General features: G+C 56.8%; 17 protein-coding genes. 14 read left to right on the top strand and 3 right to left on the bottom strand.

Features of this window, described 5'->3' with window-relative positions; all coding sequences use genetic code 11:
• Window position 1: 1 nt before the first annotated feature.
• From ABWQ00_RS05330 to ABWQ00_RS05320, 3 genes are all read right to left on the bottom strand, one after another.
• Entirely contained in the window at window positions 2-535 is a 534-nt protein-coding gene (locus ABWQ00_RS05330; protein WP_353237639.1) for a hypothetical protein, read from the bottom strand.
• Entirely contained in the window at window positions 532-1,446 is a 915-nt protein-coding gene (locus ABWQ00_RS05325) for an HpcH/HpaI aldolase/citrate lyase family protein (protein ID WP_353237638.1), read from the bottom strand. Before ABWQ00_RS05325 ends, ABWQ00_RS05330 begins: the two co-directional genes overlap by 4 nt.
• 110 nt (window positions 1,447-1,556) lie before the next feature.
• Window positions 1,557-2,540 carry a malate dehydrogenase gene (locus ABWQ00_RS05320; protein ID WP_353237637.1) on the bottom strand — a complete coding sequence of 328 codons (984 nt, stop codon included), beginning with the start codon at window positions 2,538-2,540 and terminating at the stop codon, window positions 1,557-1,559.
• Window positions 2,541-2,774: 234 nt separating this feature from the next.
• Between ABWQ00_RS05320 and ABWQ00_RS05315 the strand changes: the two genes are divergently transcribed.
• From ABWQ00_RS05315 to ABWQ00_RS05250, 14 genes are all read left to right on the top strand, one after another.
• Complete coding sequence (locus ABWQ00_RS05315; RefSeq protein WP_353237636.1) at window positions 2,775-3,560, top strand: GntR family transcriptional regulator; 786 nt, start codon at window positions 2,775-2,777, stop codon at window positions 3,558-3,560.
• Window positions 3,561-3,689: 129 nt separating this feature from the next.
• Window positions 3,690-4,121 carry a succinate dehydrogenase, cytochrome b556 subunit gene (sdhC, locus tag ABWQ00_RS05310; RefSeq protein WP_353237635.1) on the top strand — a complete coding sequence of 144 codons (432 nt, stop codon included), beginning with the start codon at window positions 3,690-3,692 and terminating at the stop codon, window positions 4,119-4,121.
• A gap of 38 nt (window positions 4,122-4,159) precedes the next feature.
• Window positions 4,160-4,528 carry a succinate dehydrogenase, hydrophobic membrane anchor protein gene (sdhD, locus tag ABWQ00_RS05305; protein WP_353237634.1) on the top strand — a complete coding sequence of 123 codons (369 nt, stop codon included), beginning with the start codon at window positions 4,160-4,162 and terminating at the stop codon, window positions 4,526-4,528.
• 51 nt (window positions 4,529-4,579) lie between these two features.
• A complete protein-coding gene (gene sdhA / locus ABWQ00_RS05300; protein WP_353237633.1) occupies window positions 4,580-6,385 on the top strand; it encodes a succinate dehydrogenase flavoprotein subunit in 1,806 nt (601 codons plus the stop codon).
• Window positions 6,386-6,447: 62 nt separating this feature from the next.
• The gene (locus ABWQ00_RS05295; RefSeq protein WP_353237632.1) at window positions 6,448-7,152 is read left to right on the top strand and encodes a succinate dehydrogenase iron-sulfur subunit; all 705 of its coding nucleotides are present in this window, start codon (window positions 6,448-6,450) and stop codon (window positions 7,150-7,152) included.
• Window positions 7,152-7,460 (top strand): FAD assembly factor SdhE, encoded by a 309-nt coding sequence (locus ABWQ00_RS05290; protein WP_353237631.1) that lies wholly within the window; start codon window positions 7,152-7,154, stop codon window positions 7,458-7,460. Before ABWQ00_RS05295 ends, ABWQ00_RS05290 begins: the two co-directional genes overlap by 1 nt.
• A 42-nt stretch (window positions 7,461-7,502) precedes the next feature.
• Window positions 7,503-8,801, top strand: a complete 1,299-nt coding sequence (gltA, locus tag ABWQ00_RS05285) for a citrate synthase (protein ID WP_353237630.1) — start codon at window positions 7,503-7,505, stop codon at window positions 8,799-8,801.
• 255 nt (window positions 8,802-9,056) lie between these two features.
• Window positions 9,057-10,478, top strand: coding sequence for a 3-isopropylmalate dehydratase large subunit (gene leuC, locus ABWQ00_RS05280; protein ID WP_353237629.1), 1,422 nt, complete (start codon window positions 9,057-9,059; stop codon window positions 10,476-10,478).
• 19 nt (window positions 10,479-10,497) lie between these two features.
• Entirely contained in the window at window positions 10,498-11,151 is a 654-nt protein-coding gene (leuD, locus tag ABWQ00_RS05275; protein ID WP_353237628.1) for a 3-isopropylmalate dehydratase small subunit, read from the top strand.
• A gap of 18 nt (window positions 11,152-11,169) precedes the next feature.
• A complete protein-coding gene (gene leuB / locus ABWQ00_RS05270) occupies window positions 11,170-12,255 on the top strand; it encodes a 3-isopropylmalate dehydrogenase (RefSeq protein WP_353237627.1) in 1,086 nt (361 codons plus the stop codon).
• 82 nt (window positions 12,256-12,337) lie between these two features.
• Window positions 12,338-14,776 carry an EcoAI/FtnUII family type I restriction enzme subunit R gene (gene hsdR / locus ABWQ00_RS05265; protein WP_353237626.1) on the top strand — a complete coding sequence of 813 codons (2,439 nt, stop codon included), beginning with the start codon at window positions 12,338-12,340 and terminating at the stop codon, window positions 14,774-14,776.
• 37 nt (window positions 14,777-14,813) lie between these two features.
• Entirely contained in the window at window positions 14,814-16,601 is a 1,788-nt protein-coding gene (locus ABWQ00_RS05260) for a class I SAM-dependent DNA methyltransferase (protein ID WP_353237625.1), read from the top strand.
• A complete protein-coding gene (locus ABWQ00_RS05255) occupies window positions 16,594-17,640 on the top strand; it encodes a PDDEXK nuclease domain-containing protein (RefSeq protein WP_353237624.1) in 1,047 nt (348 codons plus the stop codon). The genes ABWQ00_RS05260 and ABWQ00_RS05255 overlap by 8 nt, the downstream gene beginning before the upstream one ends.
• Window positions 17,640-19,628: a restriction endonuclease subunit S gene (locus tag ABWQ00_RS05250; protein ID WP_353237623.1), complete on the top strand. Its 1,989-nt coding sequence runs from the start codon at window positions 17,640-17,642 to the stop codon at window positions 19,626-19,628. The genes ABWQ00_RS05255 and ABWQ00_RS05250 overlap by 1 nt, the downstream gene beginning before the upstream one ends.
• Window position 19,629 lies beyond the last annotated feature (1 nt).

Below are 19,629 nucleotides of genomic sequence, written 5' to 3'. Positions count from 1 at the left end.
GTTATCGTCCCAAGCCTTGGGTATCGATCAGGCTGGGCGGGGGATTGGTTTTCATGGCTTCAGCATAGGCCAACTGATCCGGGTGAGCGCACTCATCTGCCAGTCGTCGGCCCCGTTTTTGGTCCATCAACATGGATTTGTTGGCCAACTGAAGCCAAACGGCACCTGCTTTTTTGTCTTCCAAACGCAGGGCACCCGTACTGGTCTGAACGGGGAACATCCGGTATCGGAAGCCTTTGCCGTGCACATGGAAAAAACCTGGTTGTCGGGCATCGGCCTCAACGCGAACGATGGCACCCAGTTCGCAGGGCAAGTTGCCCTGATGAATTTGCTGGGCAATCAACAACTCGGGCGTCAAAGAGGGCATCCAGGCTTGTTCAGGACCTGCAGACGCCCTGTCAGGTGGTGAGGCCACAACGATGGGATTGGGCCCAGCTTGGGTGCGAGTTAGGCTTTGAGCCCAAACGGGCACGGCCAAAGCTGCCCACAAAAGAAAGCAGCGGGAAAGCCAACGCGCAGCACAATTCAGTTTCATGGGGATCCCTCAGCGCTTGAAGAAGCGAGAAAAAACACCTCAATTTCAGTTGGCAATAAACACCCTGTTTGGTGAGCGCGGGTGATCAATTGCCAAAAAAAACGGTAACTGGCTCGGTCATGCAATTGACCCCCATGGCTGATCGGGGCCCAATCTGCCGCTTGGGCTGCCAAGATGATCTGGGCGGCTTGTTCGATCTGCGCCTCACTGGGGGCCATGGCCTCCAAAATGGGACGTATTTGATCAGGGTGAATGCTCCACATCCGGGTGTAACCCAGCTCGCGGGTCGCTTTTTGGGCCGCCTTGCGGATGGCATCGGGGTTCTTGAACTCGGTCACCACGCAATGCGAGGGCACTTTGCCGTGGGCATGGCAGGCACTGGCAATCTCGAGCTTGGCGCGCAGCACCAGCGGATGGGTGAATTGCCCCTCTATGCCCATGCCGTCGGCTGGAATGGCACCACCGTGCGCGGAAACAAAATCCATCAAGCCAAAGCTGATGGACTTCACACGGGGATGGGCAGCGATGTCAAAAACTCGGTGCACGGCTGCTGGCGATTCGATCAGCACATGCAATGGCAAGTCTTGTGCGCCGGCCTGGTGCAAAGCTTGCTCGGCCTGTCGCACATCGGCCAGCGACTCGACTTTGGGCACCATGATGTGCGTTAAGCGGCCTGCGGCTTGGCCTGCAATGACCGCCATATCGGCCTGAAAACTGGGGTGATCGACGGGGTGCACCCGCACACCCACACGGGCTTCGGGCGCTGCCCCCAAGGCCAGCTCAGTGACCAAGGCGGCGTGCTCAGCTTCGCCACCCACAGGCGCGCCGTCTTCACAATCCAAGGTGACATCAAAAACGCAAGTGCCGAACTCTTGCGTCATGTCTGCTTGCAGCTGCAAGCTTTTGCGCATCCTCGCCTCTACGCCGCTGTAATGGTCACAAACCGGCAGCTGAACGCTTCCGGCTTGCGCTCCCAACAGGACGTCGCGAGGATGGCTCACTGAGAGTCTCAGAACGGCAATCAGATCAAGTGGGCGACGCCAGCTTGCTCGTCGGTCAACTCTTTCAACGTCTTGTCGATGCAGCCTTGGCTGAACGCGTCGATCTCCAGACCCTCAACCACTTTGTACTCGCCGTTTTCGCAAGTGACAGGGAAGCCGAACATGACATCTTTGGGGATGCCATACCAACCCTGCGACGGAATGCCCATGGTGACCCACTTGCCATTGGTGCCCAGAGCCCAGTCGCGCATGTGGTCAATGGCGGCGTTGGCTGCCGAGGCAGCCGAGGACAGGCCACGGGCTTCAATGATGGCCGCGCCGCGCTTGCCCACGGTGGGCAAGAACACGTTGGCGTTCCACTCCTGATCGTTGATCATGGCCTTGACCGACTCGCCCTTGATGGTGGCAAAACGGTAGTCGGCATACATGGTGGGCGAGTGGTTGCCCCAGACGCACAGTTTTTCTATGTCGGCCACGGCTTTGCCTGTCTTGGCAGCGATTTGGGACAGTGCGCGGTTGTGGTCCAGGCGCAGCATGGCAGTGAAATTGCCGGGTTTGAGGTCGGGCGCAGCCTTCATGGCGATGTAGGCGTTGGTGTTGGCAGGGTTGCCCACCACCAGAACCTTGACGTCACGCGACGCGACCGCATTCAGGGCCTTGCCTTGAGCGGTGAAAATGGCACCGTTGATGGCCAGCAACTCGGCACGCTCCATGCCAGGGCCGCGTGGGCGCGAACCGACCAACAAAGCGTAGTCCACGTCCTTGAAAGCGGTCATGGGGTCGCCATGGGCTTCCATGCCCATCAGCAATGGGAATGCGCAGTCTTCCAATTCCATCATCACGCCCTTGAGTGCTTTTTGCGGGCCTTCAACAGGCACTTCCAGCAATTGCAAGATGACGGGCTGGTCTTTGCCCAGCATTTCGCCTGAGGCGATGCGGAACAACAATGCGTAACCGATTTGACCTGCTGCGCCGGTAACGGCAACGCGGACGGGCTTTTTCATGTGGAGAACTCCGAAAGGTTGAAAACAAGGGTTGCATTCCATTGCCAACAATCGTGTCGGCAGGGCCATCCGGCGAACCAGATACACGCCTGTGAACCTGAAAGAGCTCACTGCGCAAGCAAACAGCCGCAAAGTGTACCCGCGAAAACCCCACATCGTCAATTTGTCTTATGTCTTATATAAGATATGATGCACCACCTGACTTGCATACAACACGCATGCTTGGCTTTCCCAATGAATAACCACATCACTTTGAACGAAGCACCCACTGGCGCGAGCGAACCGTCGCCAGCCACACCTGCTTTCAGCCCGCTTTACCAGCAGATCAAGGGTTTGATCTTGCAAAGCCTTCAGGCCAGCGAGTGGAAGCCCGGCGAATCCATCCCCAGCGAGATGGAGTTGGCATCGCGCTACCGCGTCAGCCAAGGCACGGTGAGAAAAGCCATCGACGAGTTGGCCAGCGACCACCTGCTGATCCGCAAGCAGGGCAAGGGCACCTTTGTCGCCACCCACGCAGAGCACCAGGTGCAGTACAGATTTTTGAAACTGGTCCCTGACCAAGGCGACCTCAACACCGAGGGACCCGCGCAACGCCACATCGTGGACTGCAAACGCCTGCGGGCCTCGGCCGAAATCTGTCGTGCTTTGTCGTTGCGCTCAGGCGACACCGTGTTGCAAGTTCGGCGCGTCCTTTCGTTTGCAAACGTGCCCACCATTCTGGAAGACTTGTGGCTGCCAGGTGCGCCCTTCAAGGGACTCACCGCCGAGAGGCTGTCGGCTTACAACGGTCCAATGTATGCCCTTTTTGAGACCGAGTTTGGCGTGCGCATGGTGCGGGCCGATGAAAAAATCAGGGCCGTTTTACCTGACAAAACCCAAAGGGAATTGCTGCATCTACCGGCCCACACCCCCCTCTTGAGCGTGGAACGCATAGCCTATACCTACAACGACACCCCAATGGAGTTGCGGCGAGGCTTTTACCGCACCGACACACACCACTACCACAACGCATTGAACTGAAACCCGCCTTTGACCTCACAAAAATGTTCAAACTGTCACTGAAATGCTCATGTCAGTTTGCTGCGTTGCAATAGAATCCAGCCGTTTGTTATCCATGTCACGAACGCGTTACACCCAGAAAGCACTCACATGACTGAACTCGCCCGCAAGCGGCCTGAATTCCGCAACATCAATGCCCTGAAAGACCTGCCTACTTACCGCCTGCCGGCTGCTGGCATTGTCTCCATCCTGCACCGCATCAGTGGCTTTTTGATGTTTGTGCTGATGCCTTTGATCATCTGGATGTTTGACAGCTCCATCACTTCTGAGATTTCTTTTGCCAAACTCTCATCGGCCTTTAGTCTGGGTATCGGCTTTGTGCCCGGATGGTTCTTCAAATTGTTGGCCCTGGCGTTGATCTGGGCTTATTTGCACCACTTCATCGCAGGTCTTCGCCACATTTACATGGACGCTTTTCATGCCGTGAGCAAGGAATTCGGCAAATCCTCTGCAGTGGTCACTTTGGTATTGAGTCTGGGCTTGACCGCCGTACTGGCCGCCAAGCTGTTTGGCTTGTACTGATTTCACGTCCACCCTCCATCACAACAAGGAATTCCAACATGTCGTCTGTGAACTACGGCTCCAAACGCATCGTGACCGGTGCTGGCTATGGCTTTCGTGACTGGCTGGCCCAACGCGTGACTGCCGCCCTGATGGCTTTGTTCACCGTGATCTTGCTGGCCCAAGTGATTTTCACCTCGGGCCCCATTGGCTACGAAGAATGGGCTGGTATTTTTGCCTCACAGTGGATGAAGGTGCTGACTTTCTCTGTGATCATTGCCCTGCTTTACCACGTCTGGGTGGGCATGCGTGACATCTGGATGGACTATGTCAAACCTTTGGCCGTGCGCCTGGTTTTGCACGTCTTCACCCTTGTCTGGCTGATCGGCTGTGCTGGCTGGTCTGTTCATGCTCTGTGGCGCCTTTGATGCGGCAGCCCTCATTTTCATTGCGCTGAAACCACACCTACCCATTTACCCATGAGCTATACCAAAGACAAAATCACCACCCGCAAGTTTGACGTCGTGATCGTCGGCGCCGGTGGTTCGGGCATGCGTGCCTCGCTGCAGCTGTCCCGTGCTGGCCTGAATGTGGCCGTCCTGTCCAAAGTGTTCCCGACACGATCACACACCGTGGCAGCCCAAGGCGGCATTGGTGCCTCGTTGGGCAACATGTCCGACGACAACTGGCACTACCATTTCTACGACACCATCAAGGGCTCCGACTGGCTCGGCGACCAGGATGCGATCGAATTCATGTGCCGCGAAGCGCCCAAGGTTGTCTATGACCTAGAGCACATGGGCATGCCGTTTGACCGCAACCCTGATGGCACGATTTACCAACGCCCCTTTGGCGGCCACACCGCCAACTACGGCGAAAAGCCTGTGCAACGCGCTTGCGCAGCCGCTGACCGAACCGGCCACGCCATGCTGCACACGCTGTACCAGCAAAACGTCGCGGCCAAAACCAGTTTCTTCGTCGAGTGGATGGCGCTTGACCTGATCCGTGACGTCGAAGGCGATGTGGTGGGCGTGACCGCCTTGGAAATGGAAACCGGTGACCTGCACGTCCTGCATGCCAAAACCGTGCTGATGGCCACCGGTGGCGCAGGCCGCATTTATGCGGCCTCCACCAACGCCTTCATCAACACCGGCGACGGCCTGGGTATGGCAGCGCGAGCGGGCATTCCTTTGGAAGACATGGAGTTCTGGCAATTCCACCCTACTGGCGTGGCCGGTGCTGGTGTGCTTTTGACCGAAGGCTGCCGTGGCGAAGGCGCCATCTTGCTCAACAGCAATGGCGAGCGCTTCATGGAGCGCTATGCGCCCACCTTGAAAGATTTGGCCCCGCGTGACTTCGTGTCCCGCTGCATGGACCAGGAAATCAAGGAGGGCCGTGGCTGCGGTCCCAACAAGGATTACGTGCTGCTCAAGTTGGACCACTTGGGCTCGGACACCATCCACAAACGCCTGCCCTCGGTTTACGAGATCGGTGTCAACTTCGCCAACGTCGACATCACCAAAGAGCCGATCCCGGTGGTGCCCACCATCCATTACCAGATGGGCGGCATCCCCACCAACATCAACGGCCAAGTTGTGACGCAAAACGCCACCGACCACAACGCCGTGGTCAACGGTTTGTACGCCGTGGGCGAATGCTCGTGCGTGTCGGTCCACGGCGCGAACCGACTGGGTACCAACTCGCTGCTCGACTTGTTGGTGTTCGGCCGCGCGGCTGGCAACCACATCGTCGATTTCGCCTCCAAAACCAAGTCGCACAAGCCTTTGCCCGCCGATGCGGCGGATTACACACTGAGCCGCTTGAATAAACTCGAAGGCCGTGGCGGTGAATACGCGCAAGACGTGGCCAACGACATGCGTGCCACCATGCAGCAACACGCAGGCGTGTTCCGCACCCAAGCCTCTATGGACGAAGGCGTGCAAAAGATCGCCGCCATCCGCGAACGCGTCAATGCCATTGGCCTGAAGGACACCTCCAAAGTGTTCAACACCGCCCGCATCGAAGCCCTGGAAGTGGACAACCTGATCGAAGCTGCGCAGTCCACCATGGTGTCTGCCGCTGCCCGCCGCGAGTGCCGCGGTGCCCACACCGTGAGCGACTACGAGCGTCCAGTGGATGACGCCGTAGCCCCATTGGGCCGCGACGACGCCAACTGGATGAAGCACACCCTTTGGCACAGCGCCGACAACAGCCTGACCTACAAGCCCGTCAAGCTCAAGCCCCTGACTGTGGACTCCGTGCCACCCAAGGTTCGCACGTTCTAAAGATTGTCTGGGCCGCTCACCCTCAGTGGCGGTCCATTACCCTATACACCAGGAGTTCTTTCATGACCCTACGCACTTTTCAGATCTACCGTTACGACCCTGACAAGGATGCCAAGCCCTACATGCAAACCATCCAGGTTGAACTGGATGGCAACGAACGCATGTTGTTGGACGCCTTGATGAAACTCAAGGCAGTGGACCCCAGCATTTCGTTCCGCCGCTCTTGCCGTGAAGGCGTGTGCGGTTCGGATGCCATGAACATCAATGGCAAAAACGGTTTGGCGTGTCTCACTAACATGAACACCTTGCCCGGCACCATCGTGTTGAAGCCCCTGCCCGGCTTGCCCGTGATCCGCGACGTGATCGTGGACATGACCCAGTTTTTCAAGCAGTACCACTCGATCAAGCCCTACCTGATCAACAGCACCATTCCGCCAGAGACCGAACGCCTGCAAAGCCCTGAGGAGCGTGACGAGTTGAACGGTCTGTACGAGTGCATTCTGTGCGCCAGCTGCTCCACCAGTTGCCCGAGCTTCTGGTGGAACCCTGACAAGTTCGTGGGCCCCGCCGGTTTGTTGCAGGCTTACCGCTTCATTGCCGACAGCCGCGACGAAGCCACCTCTGAGCGCTTGGACAATTTGGAAGACCCTTACCGTTTGTTCCGCTGTCACACCATCATGAATTGCGTCGATGTCTGCCCCAAGGGTCTGAACCCCACCAAGGCGATTGGCAAGATCAAAGAGTTGATGGTTCGCCGCGCCGTCTGATGACCGTCACCCCGATCCTGGAAGATGCGTCGCTGGTCGACGCTGACCGCCTTACCCCTTTGAGCGAGCGCTCGCTGAGTAAGCTACGCTGGCGCAGCAGACGCGGTTTGCTCGAAAATGATTTGTTCATCGAGCGCTTCTTTAACCGTTATGCACCAAGCTTGACGGTTGGTCAGGCCCGGGGCATGTACGTGCTGATGGACCTGTCTGACAACGATCTCATGGACTTGTTGCTGTGCCGAAAGGAACTGCAAACCGAGATCAGCACCGAAGAGGTGCTTGAAGTCCTGAACATGCTGAGAGCGTGAACCCTGAACGGTTCGCACCTGGAAACTTAGAGGAAACCCACTATGAAACTCGCCGATAACAAAGCCACCCTGTCGTTTTCCAATGGCAGCCCCAGCATCGACATGCCCGTGTATTCGGGCAGCATCGGCCCAGATGTCATCGACATCCGCAAGCTGTATGGCCAAAGCGGCATGTTCACCTATGACCCCGGTTTCCTGTCCACGGCTTCGTGCCAATCTGCCATCACTTACATCGACGGCGACAAAGGCGAGCTGCTGTACCGCGGCTACCCCATCGAACAGCTCGCCCACAAAGCGGACTACTTGGACACCTGCTACCTGCTGCTCAATGGCGAGCTGCCCGTCGGCCAGCAAAGCAAGGACTTCCACAAGTTGGTGAACAACCACACCATGGTCAACGAGCAGATGCAGTTTTTCCTGCGTGGCTTTCGCCGTGACGCCCACCCCATGGCCGTATTGACGGGTCTGATTGGTGCCCTGTCTGCGTTCTACCACGACAGCACCGACATCAACAACCCTGAACACCGCCACATTGCAGCGATCCGTTTGATCGCCAAAATGCCAACCCTTGTGGCCATGGCTTACAAATACGGTGTGGGTCAGCCCTACATGTACCCCCGCAACGAACTGTCGTACGCGGGCAACTTCCTGCGCATGATGTTCGGTACACCTTGCGAAGACTACGTGGTCAACCCCGTGCTCGAACGCGCGATGGACCGCATCTTCACTTTACATGCCGACCACGAACAAAACGCATCCACATCCACCGTTCGACTGTGCGGCTCCTCCGGTACCAACCCGTTTGCTGCCATCGCTGCTGGCGTAGCATGCTTGTGGGGCCCTGCCCACGGTGGTGCCAACGAAGCTTGCCTGAACATGTTGGAAGACATTCAAAAAATGGGTGGCATTTCCAAAGTGGGCGAGTTCATGGAGAAGGTCAAAGACAAAAACTCTGGTGTCAAGCTGATGGGCTTCGGTCACCGTGTCTACAAAAACTACGACCCCCGCGCCAAGTTGATGCAAGAAACTTGCGACGAAGTCCTCAAAGAATTGGGTCTGGAAAATGACCCGCTCTTCAAGCTGGCCAAGGCCTTGGAAAAAATCGCCCTGGAAGACGATTACTTCGTCAGCCGCAAGCTCTACCCCAACGTGGACTTCTACTCCGGCATCGTGCAACGCGCCATCGGCATTCCAGTGAATCTGTTCACCGGTGTCTTCGCCCTGGCCCGCACTGTGGGCTGGATTGCCCAATTGAACGAAATGATCAGCGACCCCGAGTACAAAATCGGCCGCCCACGTCAGTTGTTCACCGGCTCTCCTCGCCGCGATGTGATGCGTTGATCGGTTAACCACCGAATACCGAAAGCCCGCTTTGTGCGGGCTTTTTTTTGACATCTTGGTGTTGTCGACATCCCGATGTGGTGACACTGCCATGGCCCGGCAGGCCGATTTGCTGGCGCGAAGCGACTGATGAGGCCTGGCGGGCCATGGCGCTGGCGCCACAAGCCTGCACGATGCTTGAAGGGTCGCGCGCAAGAGTGACTTTGAAAGCCTGCGAACCGCATAAAATGGCAGGCTGCTCAGCAAGGAAACCCCATGGCCCGCACGCTTTACGACAAGATCTGGGACGAACACGTCGTCCACACCGAAGAAGACGGCACCTCCGTCTTGTACATCGACCGCCACTTGGTGCACGAAGTCACCAGCCCCCAGGCCTTCGAAGGCATACGCCAAGCGGGCCGCAAAGTCTGGCGTGTCAGCTCCATCGTGGCCACGGCCGACCACAACACCCCCACCACCGGCTGGGAGTTGGGCTACGACGGCATCACCGACCCGATCAGCAAAGAACAAATCACCACGCTGGATGCCAACATGAAGGAGTTCGGCTCTGCCGCCTTCTTCCCCTTCCTGTCCAAGCGCCAGGGCATCGTGCACGTCATTGGTCCTGAAAACGGCGCCACCCTGCCCGGCATGACGGTGGTCTGCGGCGACTCGCACACCTCCACCCACGGCGCATTCGGCGCGCTGGCCCACGGCATCGGCACCTCCGAGGTCGAGCACGTCATGGCCACCCAAACCCTGTTGGCCAAAAAAGCCAAGAACATGCTCATCAAGGTCGAGGGCAACCTGGCCAAAGGCATCACCGGCAAAGACATCGTGCTGGCCATCATCGGCAAGATCGGCACCGCGGGCGGCACCGGCTACACCATCGAATTCGCAGGCTCGGCCATCCGCAGCCTGTCCATGGAAGGCCGCATGACGGTCTGCAACATGGCCATCGAAGGCGGCGCACGCGCTGGTCTGGTCGCGGTGGACGAGAAAACCATCGAGTACGTCAAAGGCCGCTTGCTTTCGCCCACGGGTGTGGAGTGGGACCAGGCCGTGGCCTACTGGAAGACCTTGCAGTCCGACCCGGGTGCTCACTTTGACGCCGTGGTCGAGCTGGACGCCAGCGCCATCGTGCCGCAAGTCACCTGGGGCACATCGCCCGAAATGGTGCTGGGCATCGACGGCCAGACGCCCGACCCCGACAAAGAAAAAGACGACGTCAAGCGCGACGCCATCGAGCGCGCGCTGACCTACATGGGCTTGCAGCCCGGCAAAGCACTGGCCGACATCACCATCGACAAGGTCTTCATCGGGTCGTGCACCAACAGCCGCATCGAAGACATGCGCGAAGCTGCGGCCGTGGTCAAAAAGCTCGGCCAAAAAGTCGCCAAGAACGTCAAGCTGGCCATGGTCGTGCCTGGTTCGGGCTTGGTCAAAGAACAAGCCGAGCGCGAAGGCCTGCACGAGATCTTCAAGGCCGCAGGTTTTGAGTGGCGCGAGCCTGGCTGCTCCATGTGCCTGGCCATGAACGCCGACCGCTTAGAGCCCGGCGAGCGCTGCGCGTCCACCAGCAACCGCAACTTCGAAGGCCGTCAAGGCGCGGGTGGCCGCACCCATTTGGTCAGCCCCGCCATGGCTGCCGCCGCGGCCGTGCACGGCCACTTTGTTGACATCCGCAAATTCGCCTGAAGCGTTCGAGGAACCTAACATGCAGAAATTCACCCTCCTCAAAGGCATCGTGGCCCCAATGGACCGCGCCAACGTGGACACCGACGCCATCATCCCCAAGCAGTTCCTCAAGTCGATCCGCAAGACCGGCTTTGGTCCTAACTTGTTCGACGAATGGCGCTACCTGGATGTCGGTCAGCCCGGTGTGCCCGAGTCCGCCCGCAAGCCCAACCCCGATTTCGTGCTGAACCAGCCGCGCTACAAAGGCGCATCGGTGCTCTTGGCCCGCAAGAACTTCGGCTGCGGATCATCGCGTGAACACGCGCCTTGGGCCATCGACCAGTATGGCTTTCGCTGCGTGATCGCCCCCAGCTTTGCCGACATCTTCTTCAACAACTGCTTTAAAAACGGCCTGCTGCCCATCGTCTTGCCCGAGGCTGCCGTAGACCTGCTGTTCAATGAAGTGGCGGCCTTCCCCGGCTACGAACTCACGGTCGATCTGGAACGCCAAGTGGTGGTGCGCCCCCAAGGCGAAGAGATCCCCTTCGAGGTGCAGCCATTCCGCAAGTACTGCCTGCTCAACGGCCTGGATGACATTGGCTTGACCTTGCGCCACGCCGACAAGATCAAGGCCTTTGAAGCCGAACGCCTGGCCACCAAGCCCTGGTTGGCGCACACCGCCGTCAACGCCTAAAAGAACACGAGAACCCCCATGAAAATCGCAGTCCTCCCCGGTGATGGCATCGGCACCGAAATCGTCGCTGAAGCCGTCAAAGTCCTCAACACGCTCGACTTGAAGTTCGAGATGGAAACCGCCCTGGTCGGCGGCGCCGCTTATGACGCTTTTGGCCATCCCCTGCCCGAAGCCACACTCAAGCTGGCGATGCAGTCTGACGCTGTGCTGTTTGGCGCGGTGGGCGACTGGAAATACGACAAGCTCGACCGCCCGCTGCGCCCCGAGCAAGCGATTTTGGGTCTGCGCAAAAACATGGGCCTGTTCGCCAACTTCCGCCCTGCCATTTGCTACGAGCAGCTGGTGGGCGCCTCCAGCCTCAAGCCCGAGTTGATCTCGGGTCTGGACATCCTGATCATCCGCGAGCTCACGGGCGACATCTACTTTGGCCAGCCACGCGGCCGCCGCATCGCGACCGATGGCCACTTCCCTGGCGCCGAAGAAGCCTTCGACACCATGCGCTACTCCAAGCCTGAGATCGAGCGCATTGCACACGTGGCCTTCCAGGCCGCCCGCAAGCGTAAGGCCGCAGGCACTGAAGGCCGCGTGACCAGCGTCGACAAAGCCAACGTACTCGAGACCTTCCAGTTCTGGAAAGACGTGGTCACCGACGTCGGCAAAGAGTACCCCGACATTGCGCTGGACCACATGTATGTGGACAACGCCGCGATGCAGCTGGTCAAGGAACCCAAGCGCTTTGACGTGGTGGTCACCGGCAACATGTTCGGCGACATCCTGAGTGATGAAGCGTCCATGCTCACCGGGTCGATTGGCATGCTCCCCTCGGCCAGCCTGAACACCAAGAACCAAGGCCTGTACGAGCCCAGCCATGGCAGCGCCCCCGACATCGCAGGCAAAGGCGTGGCCAACCCACTGGCCACCATCTTGTCAGCCGCCATGATGCTGCGCTTCAGCCTGAACCAGCCCGAAGCCGCCCAGCGCATTGAAGCGGCTGTGCAAAAAGTGCTGGCCCAAGGCCTGCGCACTGGTGACATCTGGAGCGAAGGCACCACCAAGGTGGGCACCGCGCAAATGGGCGATGCGGTGGTTAAGGCCCTCGGCTGAGCTTGAAAAAGTCCAACCGGCTGGAAACAGCCGGTCATTAATGCATTAGCATTCATGACTTTCTAATGATGGAACTTCATGTATGGATAAACGTCAGTTCAGCGAACGCGATATCTGCACAAAGTTCATCACGCCTGCTATTCAACAAGCTGGTTGGCAGCAGCATCAATTCCGCGAAGAAGTCAGCCTCACTGCAGGCCGAGTCATGGTGCGCGGCAAATTGGCTTCGCGCATCAAAAATCCAGATGCCAAGGGCGGCCCCAAACGTGCCGATTTTGTTCTGTACGGAAGGCCCAATGTACCCATTGCTATCGTCGAGGCAAAGCAGGCCAAGTTTTCTGTTGGACACGGCATGCAGCAGGCTCTGGCTTATGCAGAAATGCTGGATGCACCTTTTGCGATCAGCAGCAATGGCGAAGGTTTCCTGATCCACGATCGCACGGGCATCACTCAACCCGCTGAACGCGAGCGCCAACTCAGCGAGTTCCCTACTCTGAATGAACTTTGGCCGCTGTACCAACAGTGGAAAGGTTTGACCAGTCCCGCATCCATCAAGCTCATCGAACAGCCTTTTTATACCGACGGCAGCGGTCGAGCGCCCCACTATTACCAGTCTGTAGCCATCAACCGTGCCATCGAAGCCATTGCATTGGGCCAACAGCGAGTGTTGTTGGTCATGGCCACAGGTACTGGCAAAACCTACACCGCCTTTCAAATCATCTGGCGCTTGTGGAAAGCCAAAGCCAAAAAGCGAATCTTGTTCTTGGCCGATCGCAATATTCTTGTGGACCAAACCATGCAACAAGACTTCGCGCCCTTTGGCGAGGTCATGCACAAAGTGACCAATCGCGAGATCAAGAAAAATTACGAGATCTACCTCGCCCTTTATCAGGCGGTGACTGGCAAGGAAGAGTGGAAACAGATTTACAAACAATTTCCTTCTGATTTTTTTGACCTGATCGTTGTCGATGAGTGCCACAGAGGCAGCGCTGCTGAAGATTCAGCTTGGCGTGAGGTGCTTGAATATTTCAGCAGTGCAACCCATCTGGGCCTGACCGCCACACCCAAAGAAACCAAAGAGGTCAGCAACACCCACTACTTTGGCGATCCTGTTTACACCTATTCCCTCAAGCAAGGCATTGAAGACGGTTTTCTAGCCCCCTACAAGGTCATCCGCATCGCAACCGATGTCGACGCGGTCGGTTACACGCCAGAAAAGGGCAAGGTCGACAAACACGGGCAAGAGGTAGCTCAACGCCAATACAACACCAAGGATTTTGACCGCACGCTGGTTCTGGAAAAGCGCACCAAGCTGGTGGCCAGCAAGGTTTGGGAGTACCTCAAAGCCACCGACCCGATGGCCAAAACCATTGTGTTCTGTGATGACCAGGACCACGCCGAACGGATGCGGCAAGAACTTGTGAAACTTATCCCGGCCGCCGCCAGCAACCGCCGCTACGTGATGCGCATCACGGGCGACGACACCGAAGGCAAAGCCCAGCTTTCTTACTTCATAGACAACGACGAGCCTTACCCCGTCATTGCGACCACCTCCAAGCTCCTGACCACCGGGGTTGATGCCAAGACCTGCAAACTCATTGTCTTGGATCAGAACATCAACTCGATGACCGAGTTCAAACAAATCATTGGCCGTGGTACTCGCCTGCGGGAGGATTACCAGAAGCTCTACTTCACCATCATGGATTTCAAAGGTGCTACGCGCTTGTTCGCTGACCCAGATTTCGATGGCGAGCCGGTGGTGATTTACGAACCCAAACCCGATGAACCCGTTGTACCGCCCGAAATTGAGCCACCAGAAGGAACCCATCCGCCCGGTGTGGCCGAACCCGATCCTCCGCCGTATGGCCCCAGCCAAGAGGGAGAGACTTCAGGGGAAGGTGGGGGAGGCACTGGTGAAGGCCGAATCAAGTACGTGCTTGATGATGTGGATGTGCGCGTGGCCGTTGAGCGTTCGCAATACCTCGACGCAGATGGCAAGCTCATCACAGAAGACTACCGGGTTTTGCTGAAAGACGACATCAAAAAGGCACTGCAAACCGAGTTCGGTTCCATGACCGATTTCCTGCGTCGATGGAACAGCACGGAGCGAAAGCAAGCCGTTTTGGAAGAACTGGCCGAACAAGGCGTACCGTTGGTAACACTTCAACAGGCCGTGGCAAACGGCAGCGAGTTGGATGTATTTGACCTGGTTGCCCATGTTGCCTTTGACCAAAAACCACTCACCCGCCGTGAGCGTGCCAACAACGTCAAAAAACGCGATGTGTTTGGCAAATATGGCGATCAGGCTCGCGCTGTACTCGAAGCCTTGCTCGACAAATTTGCCGACCACGGTGTGCAGGACATTGAAGACGCCAAAGTATTGGAATTGCCTCCTTTTGACCAATTCGGCAGCAAAACCCAAATACGGCGCGGTATTTTTGGCGGCGTTGATCAATACACTCAGGCTGTTCACGAGCTCGAACAAGCGCTTTACGACACCACCGATCAGAAGCAGGCCTGAGCATATTGCGCAGGCCAAACAATAAGAACAGAACCCCATGAATCTCAGCAGCACCATCAAATCCATTCAGGACATCATGCGCAAGGACGACGGTGTTGACGGCGACGCACAGCGCCTCGGTCAGCTCACCTGGATGCTTTTCCTCAAAGTGTTTGACCAACGCGAAGAAGAATGGGAAGACGACAACGCCAAATACAAATCGCCCTTGCCCGAGCGCTACCGCTGGCGCAACTGGGCAGCACATGTGGCTGGCGCAGAAGGGAAGAAAGCCCCGCAAAAGACCCCGACCGAAATCGTTGGCTTCATCAACAACGAACTGTTTCCCGCACTGAAAGAGCATATTGATGCGAGCAAAAGCCCGCAGCACAAGGTCATCAAACAGGTCTTTGAAGACGCCAACAACTACATGAAGTCTGGCCCCCAGATGCTGGCCGTGATTGAAAAGCTAGAAGAGGCCATCAACTTCCACGACTTCAAAACCCGCGCCAGTTTGGGTGATGTGTACGAGCAAATGCTCAACGACCTGCGTGGCGCAGGCAATGCGGGAGAGTTTTACACACCGCGTGCCATTACCGCGTTCATGGCCGATCGCGTTAACCCGCGCTTGGACATACGCGAAACCGTCATGGACCCAGCCTGCGGCACAGGCGGCTTCCTGACCGCCGCGATTGACCATTTCCGCAACCAGCTCAGCACCAAGTCCAGCGCCGAAGACAAACGCGCTATTGAAGAACTGATCTACGGCATTGAAAAAAAGCAGCTGCCCCACCTGCTGTGCACGACCAACATGCTGCTGCACGGCATTGACGTGCCCAGTCAGATCGAGCACCGCAACACGCTAGGCATTGGTTGGAACGAGTGGAGTGCCAACAACAAGATGGACTGCGTCATCACCAACCCACCCTTTGGCGGCTATGAAGACGACGGTGTAGGAAGCGACTACCCTGCAGACCTGCGCACCCGCGAAACCGCCGACATGTTCATGGCGCTCATCATCAAAAAGCTCCTCAAAGAAAACGGCCGCGCCGCTGTGGTGCTGCCCGATGGCTTCCTCTTTGGCGATGGAATCAAGGGCTCCCTGAAAAAGCTGATGTTGCGCGACTGCAAACTGCACACCATCATCCGTCTGCCCAAAGGTGTGTTTGCGCCTTACACCTCCATCAAAACCAACCTGTTGTTCTTTACCAAGGGCGCCACGGTGGACGATGGCACCGAACGATTCCATACCGACACCATTTGGTTTTACGAGCACCCTTATCCAACTGGCTACAAAAGCTATTCCAAAACCAAGCCGATCCGGCTTGAGGAATTCAAGCCCGAACAAGAGTGGTGGGGCAATGAGGCCAACGACTTTGCAGACCGCGTGGAAAACGAATATGCCTGGAAGGTCAACTTCAAAACCAAACGCGAACAGGCCGAAGCCGCCGCACAACCCCATTGGCAACGCGCCGAAGACCTGAACAACCAAGCTGCAGCTCTGGAAGGCCATGCCACCGACCTGCGCAAGAGCTTGGTGGGCACGACCGACGCCGCACATCGCGAAAAGATTGACGCCGCGATCACCGAGCTGCGAGCCGCGGCAGAACCACTGCGCCTGCAGGCGCGCGATGCCCAGGCAGCAGGCGACCGTATTTATTGGCCGATCTTCAACCTCGACATCAAAAACCCCAACGCGGCCGAGGAAGAAATCCACGACCCCGACGTGCTGCTCGAAAAGTTCAAACAGCTGCTAGGCGAAATTGAAGAAACCGAGAACCAGCTCAAAGGCGAGCTGGCTGCCGCCTTGGCCCACCACTTCAGCAGTCCAGAGGCCAACGATGCCTGACATCGTTCCCTTGCCCCCAGGTTACGCCGACTGGCTGACCAATCTCAAAACCCGCATCCACCAAGCCCAGCAACGCGCTGCACTGGCGGTTAACCGCGAGCTGGTGCTGCTGTATTGGCAAATTGGCCAAGACATCCTGGCACGTCAGGCCCAACAGGGCTGGGGGGCCAAAGTCATCGATCGGTTGGCGCAAGACCTGCGCGCCGCATTTCCAGACATGAAGGGTTTTTCACCCCGCAACCTCAAATACATGCGGGCCTTTGCTCAAGCCTGGCCAGATGCCGACTTTGTGCAAGGGGTGCTTGCACAATTGCCTTGGTACCACCATCTGGCCCTGCTGGATAAACTGCCCAGCCCCGAAGCGCGCCGGTGGTACGCAGCCAAGGCCATTGAACACAACTGGTCGCGCAATGTGCTGGTCATGCAGATCGAAACTCAGCTGCAAGAACGCAGCGGCACGGCGGTGACGAACTTTGAGGTCCAACTGCCCAAACTCGATTCCGACCTGGCACGAGAATCCCTGAAAGACCCCTACCGATTTGACTTCTTGGGTCTGAGCGAAGAAGCGCAAGAGCGTGAAATTGAACACGCCCTGGTCAAACACCTCACCGAATTCTTGCTGGAGCTGGGCGCGGGCTTTGCCTTTGTTGGTCGGCAGGTGCTGCTCAATGTGGGGGGCGACGAGTTTTTTATTGACCTGTTGTTCTACCACCTCAAGTTGCGCTGCTATGTGGTCATTGAACTCAAGGGCGGCAAGTTCAAGCCCGAACACCTGGGGCAACTGAGCTTTTACCTGACCGCCGTGGACACACAAATTAAAACCGAGCACGACAAACCCACCATTGGCTTGCTGCTGTGCAAAAGCAAAAACAAGGTGGTGGCCGAATACGCCCTGCGCGATAGTGCCCAACCCATGGGGGTGGCGGAGTACCAATTGATTGAATCTTTGCCGACAGAGCTGCAAACCAGCCTGCCCAGCATCGCACAAATCGAGCAGGCACTGGCCGGGGATGAAACAGCTGAAAAGGAACCAGCCTGATGGACGCACAAAAGTTTTTGGCGGAATTTGGGCATATTGCGAGTGCGCCCAGGGGGGTAGCCAAGTTGCGGGAGTTGATTCTTGAATTAGCTATCAGAGGCAAACTGGTTACCACTTCTGCAAGAAGTACCCACGCACAAAATTTACTCGCGGAAATAACCAGTTTTCGTATGGAGTTAATTAGCGCAGGAAAACTTCGCAGGCCAACACCGCAGCCCGAAATCGAAGAATCCGAGCTGCCCTTTATCTTGCCTGAAACCTGGGCTTTTGAGCGTTTAGGAAACGTATGTGAGATTGTTCGAGGCATCACATTTCCATCTTCGAAGAAGCAAACGAGTCGCTCATCTGACGTAGTGGCCTGCCTCCGAACTAGCAACGTCCAATCTGAAATCGACTGGGATGATTTGATTTTCATTGAGCCAGGATTCGTAGGCAGAGAGGATCAGTGGGTGCAGAAAGGGGACACCATGATCTCAATGGCCAATAGCTATGAGCTCGTTGGCAAAGTTGCGCTGGTCAGAGACGTCAGAGAGCGCGCAACATTTGGCGGATTCATTGCTGCGATACGTCCGCATGTCCTTGAGCCCGAATACCTTTATTTGTTATTGCGAAGTCCATACATGCAGGCTCAAATGCGCGTTACAGCCAGCCAAACAACGAATATTGCCAATATCTCTCTTGGTGGGATGCGGCCAATACCAACGCCAATTCCACCGAAGGAAGAGCAAACCCAAATCGTGGCCAAAGTCGATGAACTGATGGCCTTGTGCGACAAGCTGGAAACACAGCAGCAAAACCGCCGAAAAATACAAAACAACCTGCGGCAGTCCACCCTGCAAGCCGTCGCCACCAGCCAAAGCCCGCACGAACTGCAAACCAACTGGACACGACTGGCCGGTAATTTTGGCCACTTGAATGATGCGCCGGAAGATGTGGATGAAATGTTGGGAGCGTTGAAAACTTTGGCGGTACGGGGCTTGCTAGTGGATGCTTCATCTACGCCTCCGAACCTTGACTCCATCAAGGCCGATTGCGTCAAGCTGCGCGAGAAATATATTTCCGATGGGTTGATGCGTCGTCAAAAGCAGGTCGACATGGCTGATGCCGCCGAAATCTACCCTGATCATTGGGCGGTCGCAGCATTCGACGAATTGGCTGTTGTCATTGGCGGAGTCACTAAAGGTCGAAACCTTCGTGGAAGGCAGATGATCGTCTGCCCATACTTGGCGGTTGCCAACGTTCAACGTGGCTACTTCAAGTTAGAAAACTTAAAGACCATTGAAATTGCTGCTGACGAACTGGCGAAGTACCAAGTCAGTGAAGGCGATCTTCTGATCACCGAAGGCGGTGATTGGGACAAAGTGGGTCGTACGGCTATCTGGCGTGGTGGTGCAATGAACTGCTTGCATCAAAACCACGTGTTCAAAGCACGTGTCCCTAGTGCATATCTGCTCAATGACTGGATTGAATTGGTTTTTAACTCCGACATTGGACGCAACTACTTTGCCGGAGCCTCCAAGCAGACGACCAATCTCGCGTCTATCAACATGACCCAGTTGCGCAGCTTTCCAATACCGATTCCGCCTATTGACGAGCAGCGTCGAATCCTCTCGATGCTTGCCAGGCTGGGGAACCGATGCGGAGAGTGGCGGAGTCAACTCAAAAAGAAGCATTCACTTGCACGGGTTTTAGCCGATGCTGTGGTGTCAGGATTTACCGGTATAGCCATTGAAAAGGAAGAGGAACCCATGAAAGCCCCTCAAACTGAATTGATCGCCATGCTGCACTTGGATAAAACCCCCGACATCAAGGATCAAGCGCCGCTGGCCACGCTCTTGGCTCGCCACAACGGCGCAATGAGCGCCAAGGATTTGTGGCGGCGCTTTGGTGGCGAGATTGATGCCTTCTATGCGCAACTCAAAATCGAGATTGCGCACGAGTGGATTCTTGAACCCATGCCTGCAGAAGTACGTGGGGTGAGTGCCTGAT

Source organism: Limnohabitans sp. (genome assembly GCF_040400975.1).
In the GTDB taxonomy this organism is placed as follows: domain Bacteria; phylum Pseudomonadota; class Gammaproteobacteria; order Burkholderiales; family Burkholderiaceae_C; genus Limnohabitans_A.
This window is presented reverse-complemented; position numbering and strand designations above follow the sequence as displayed.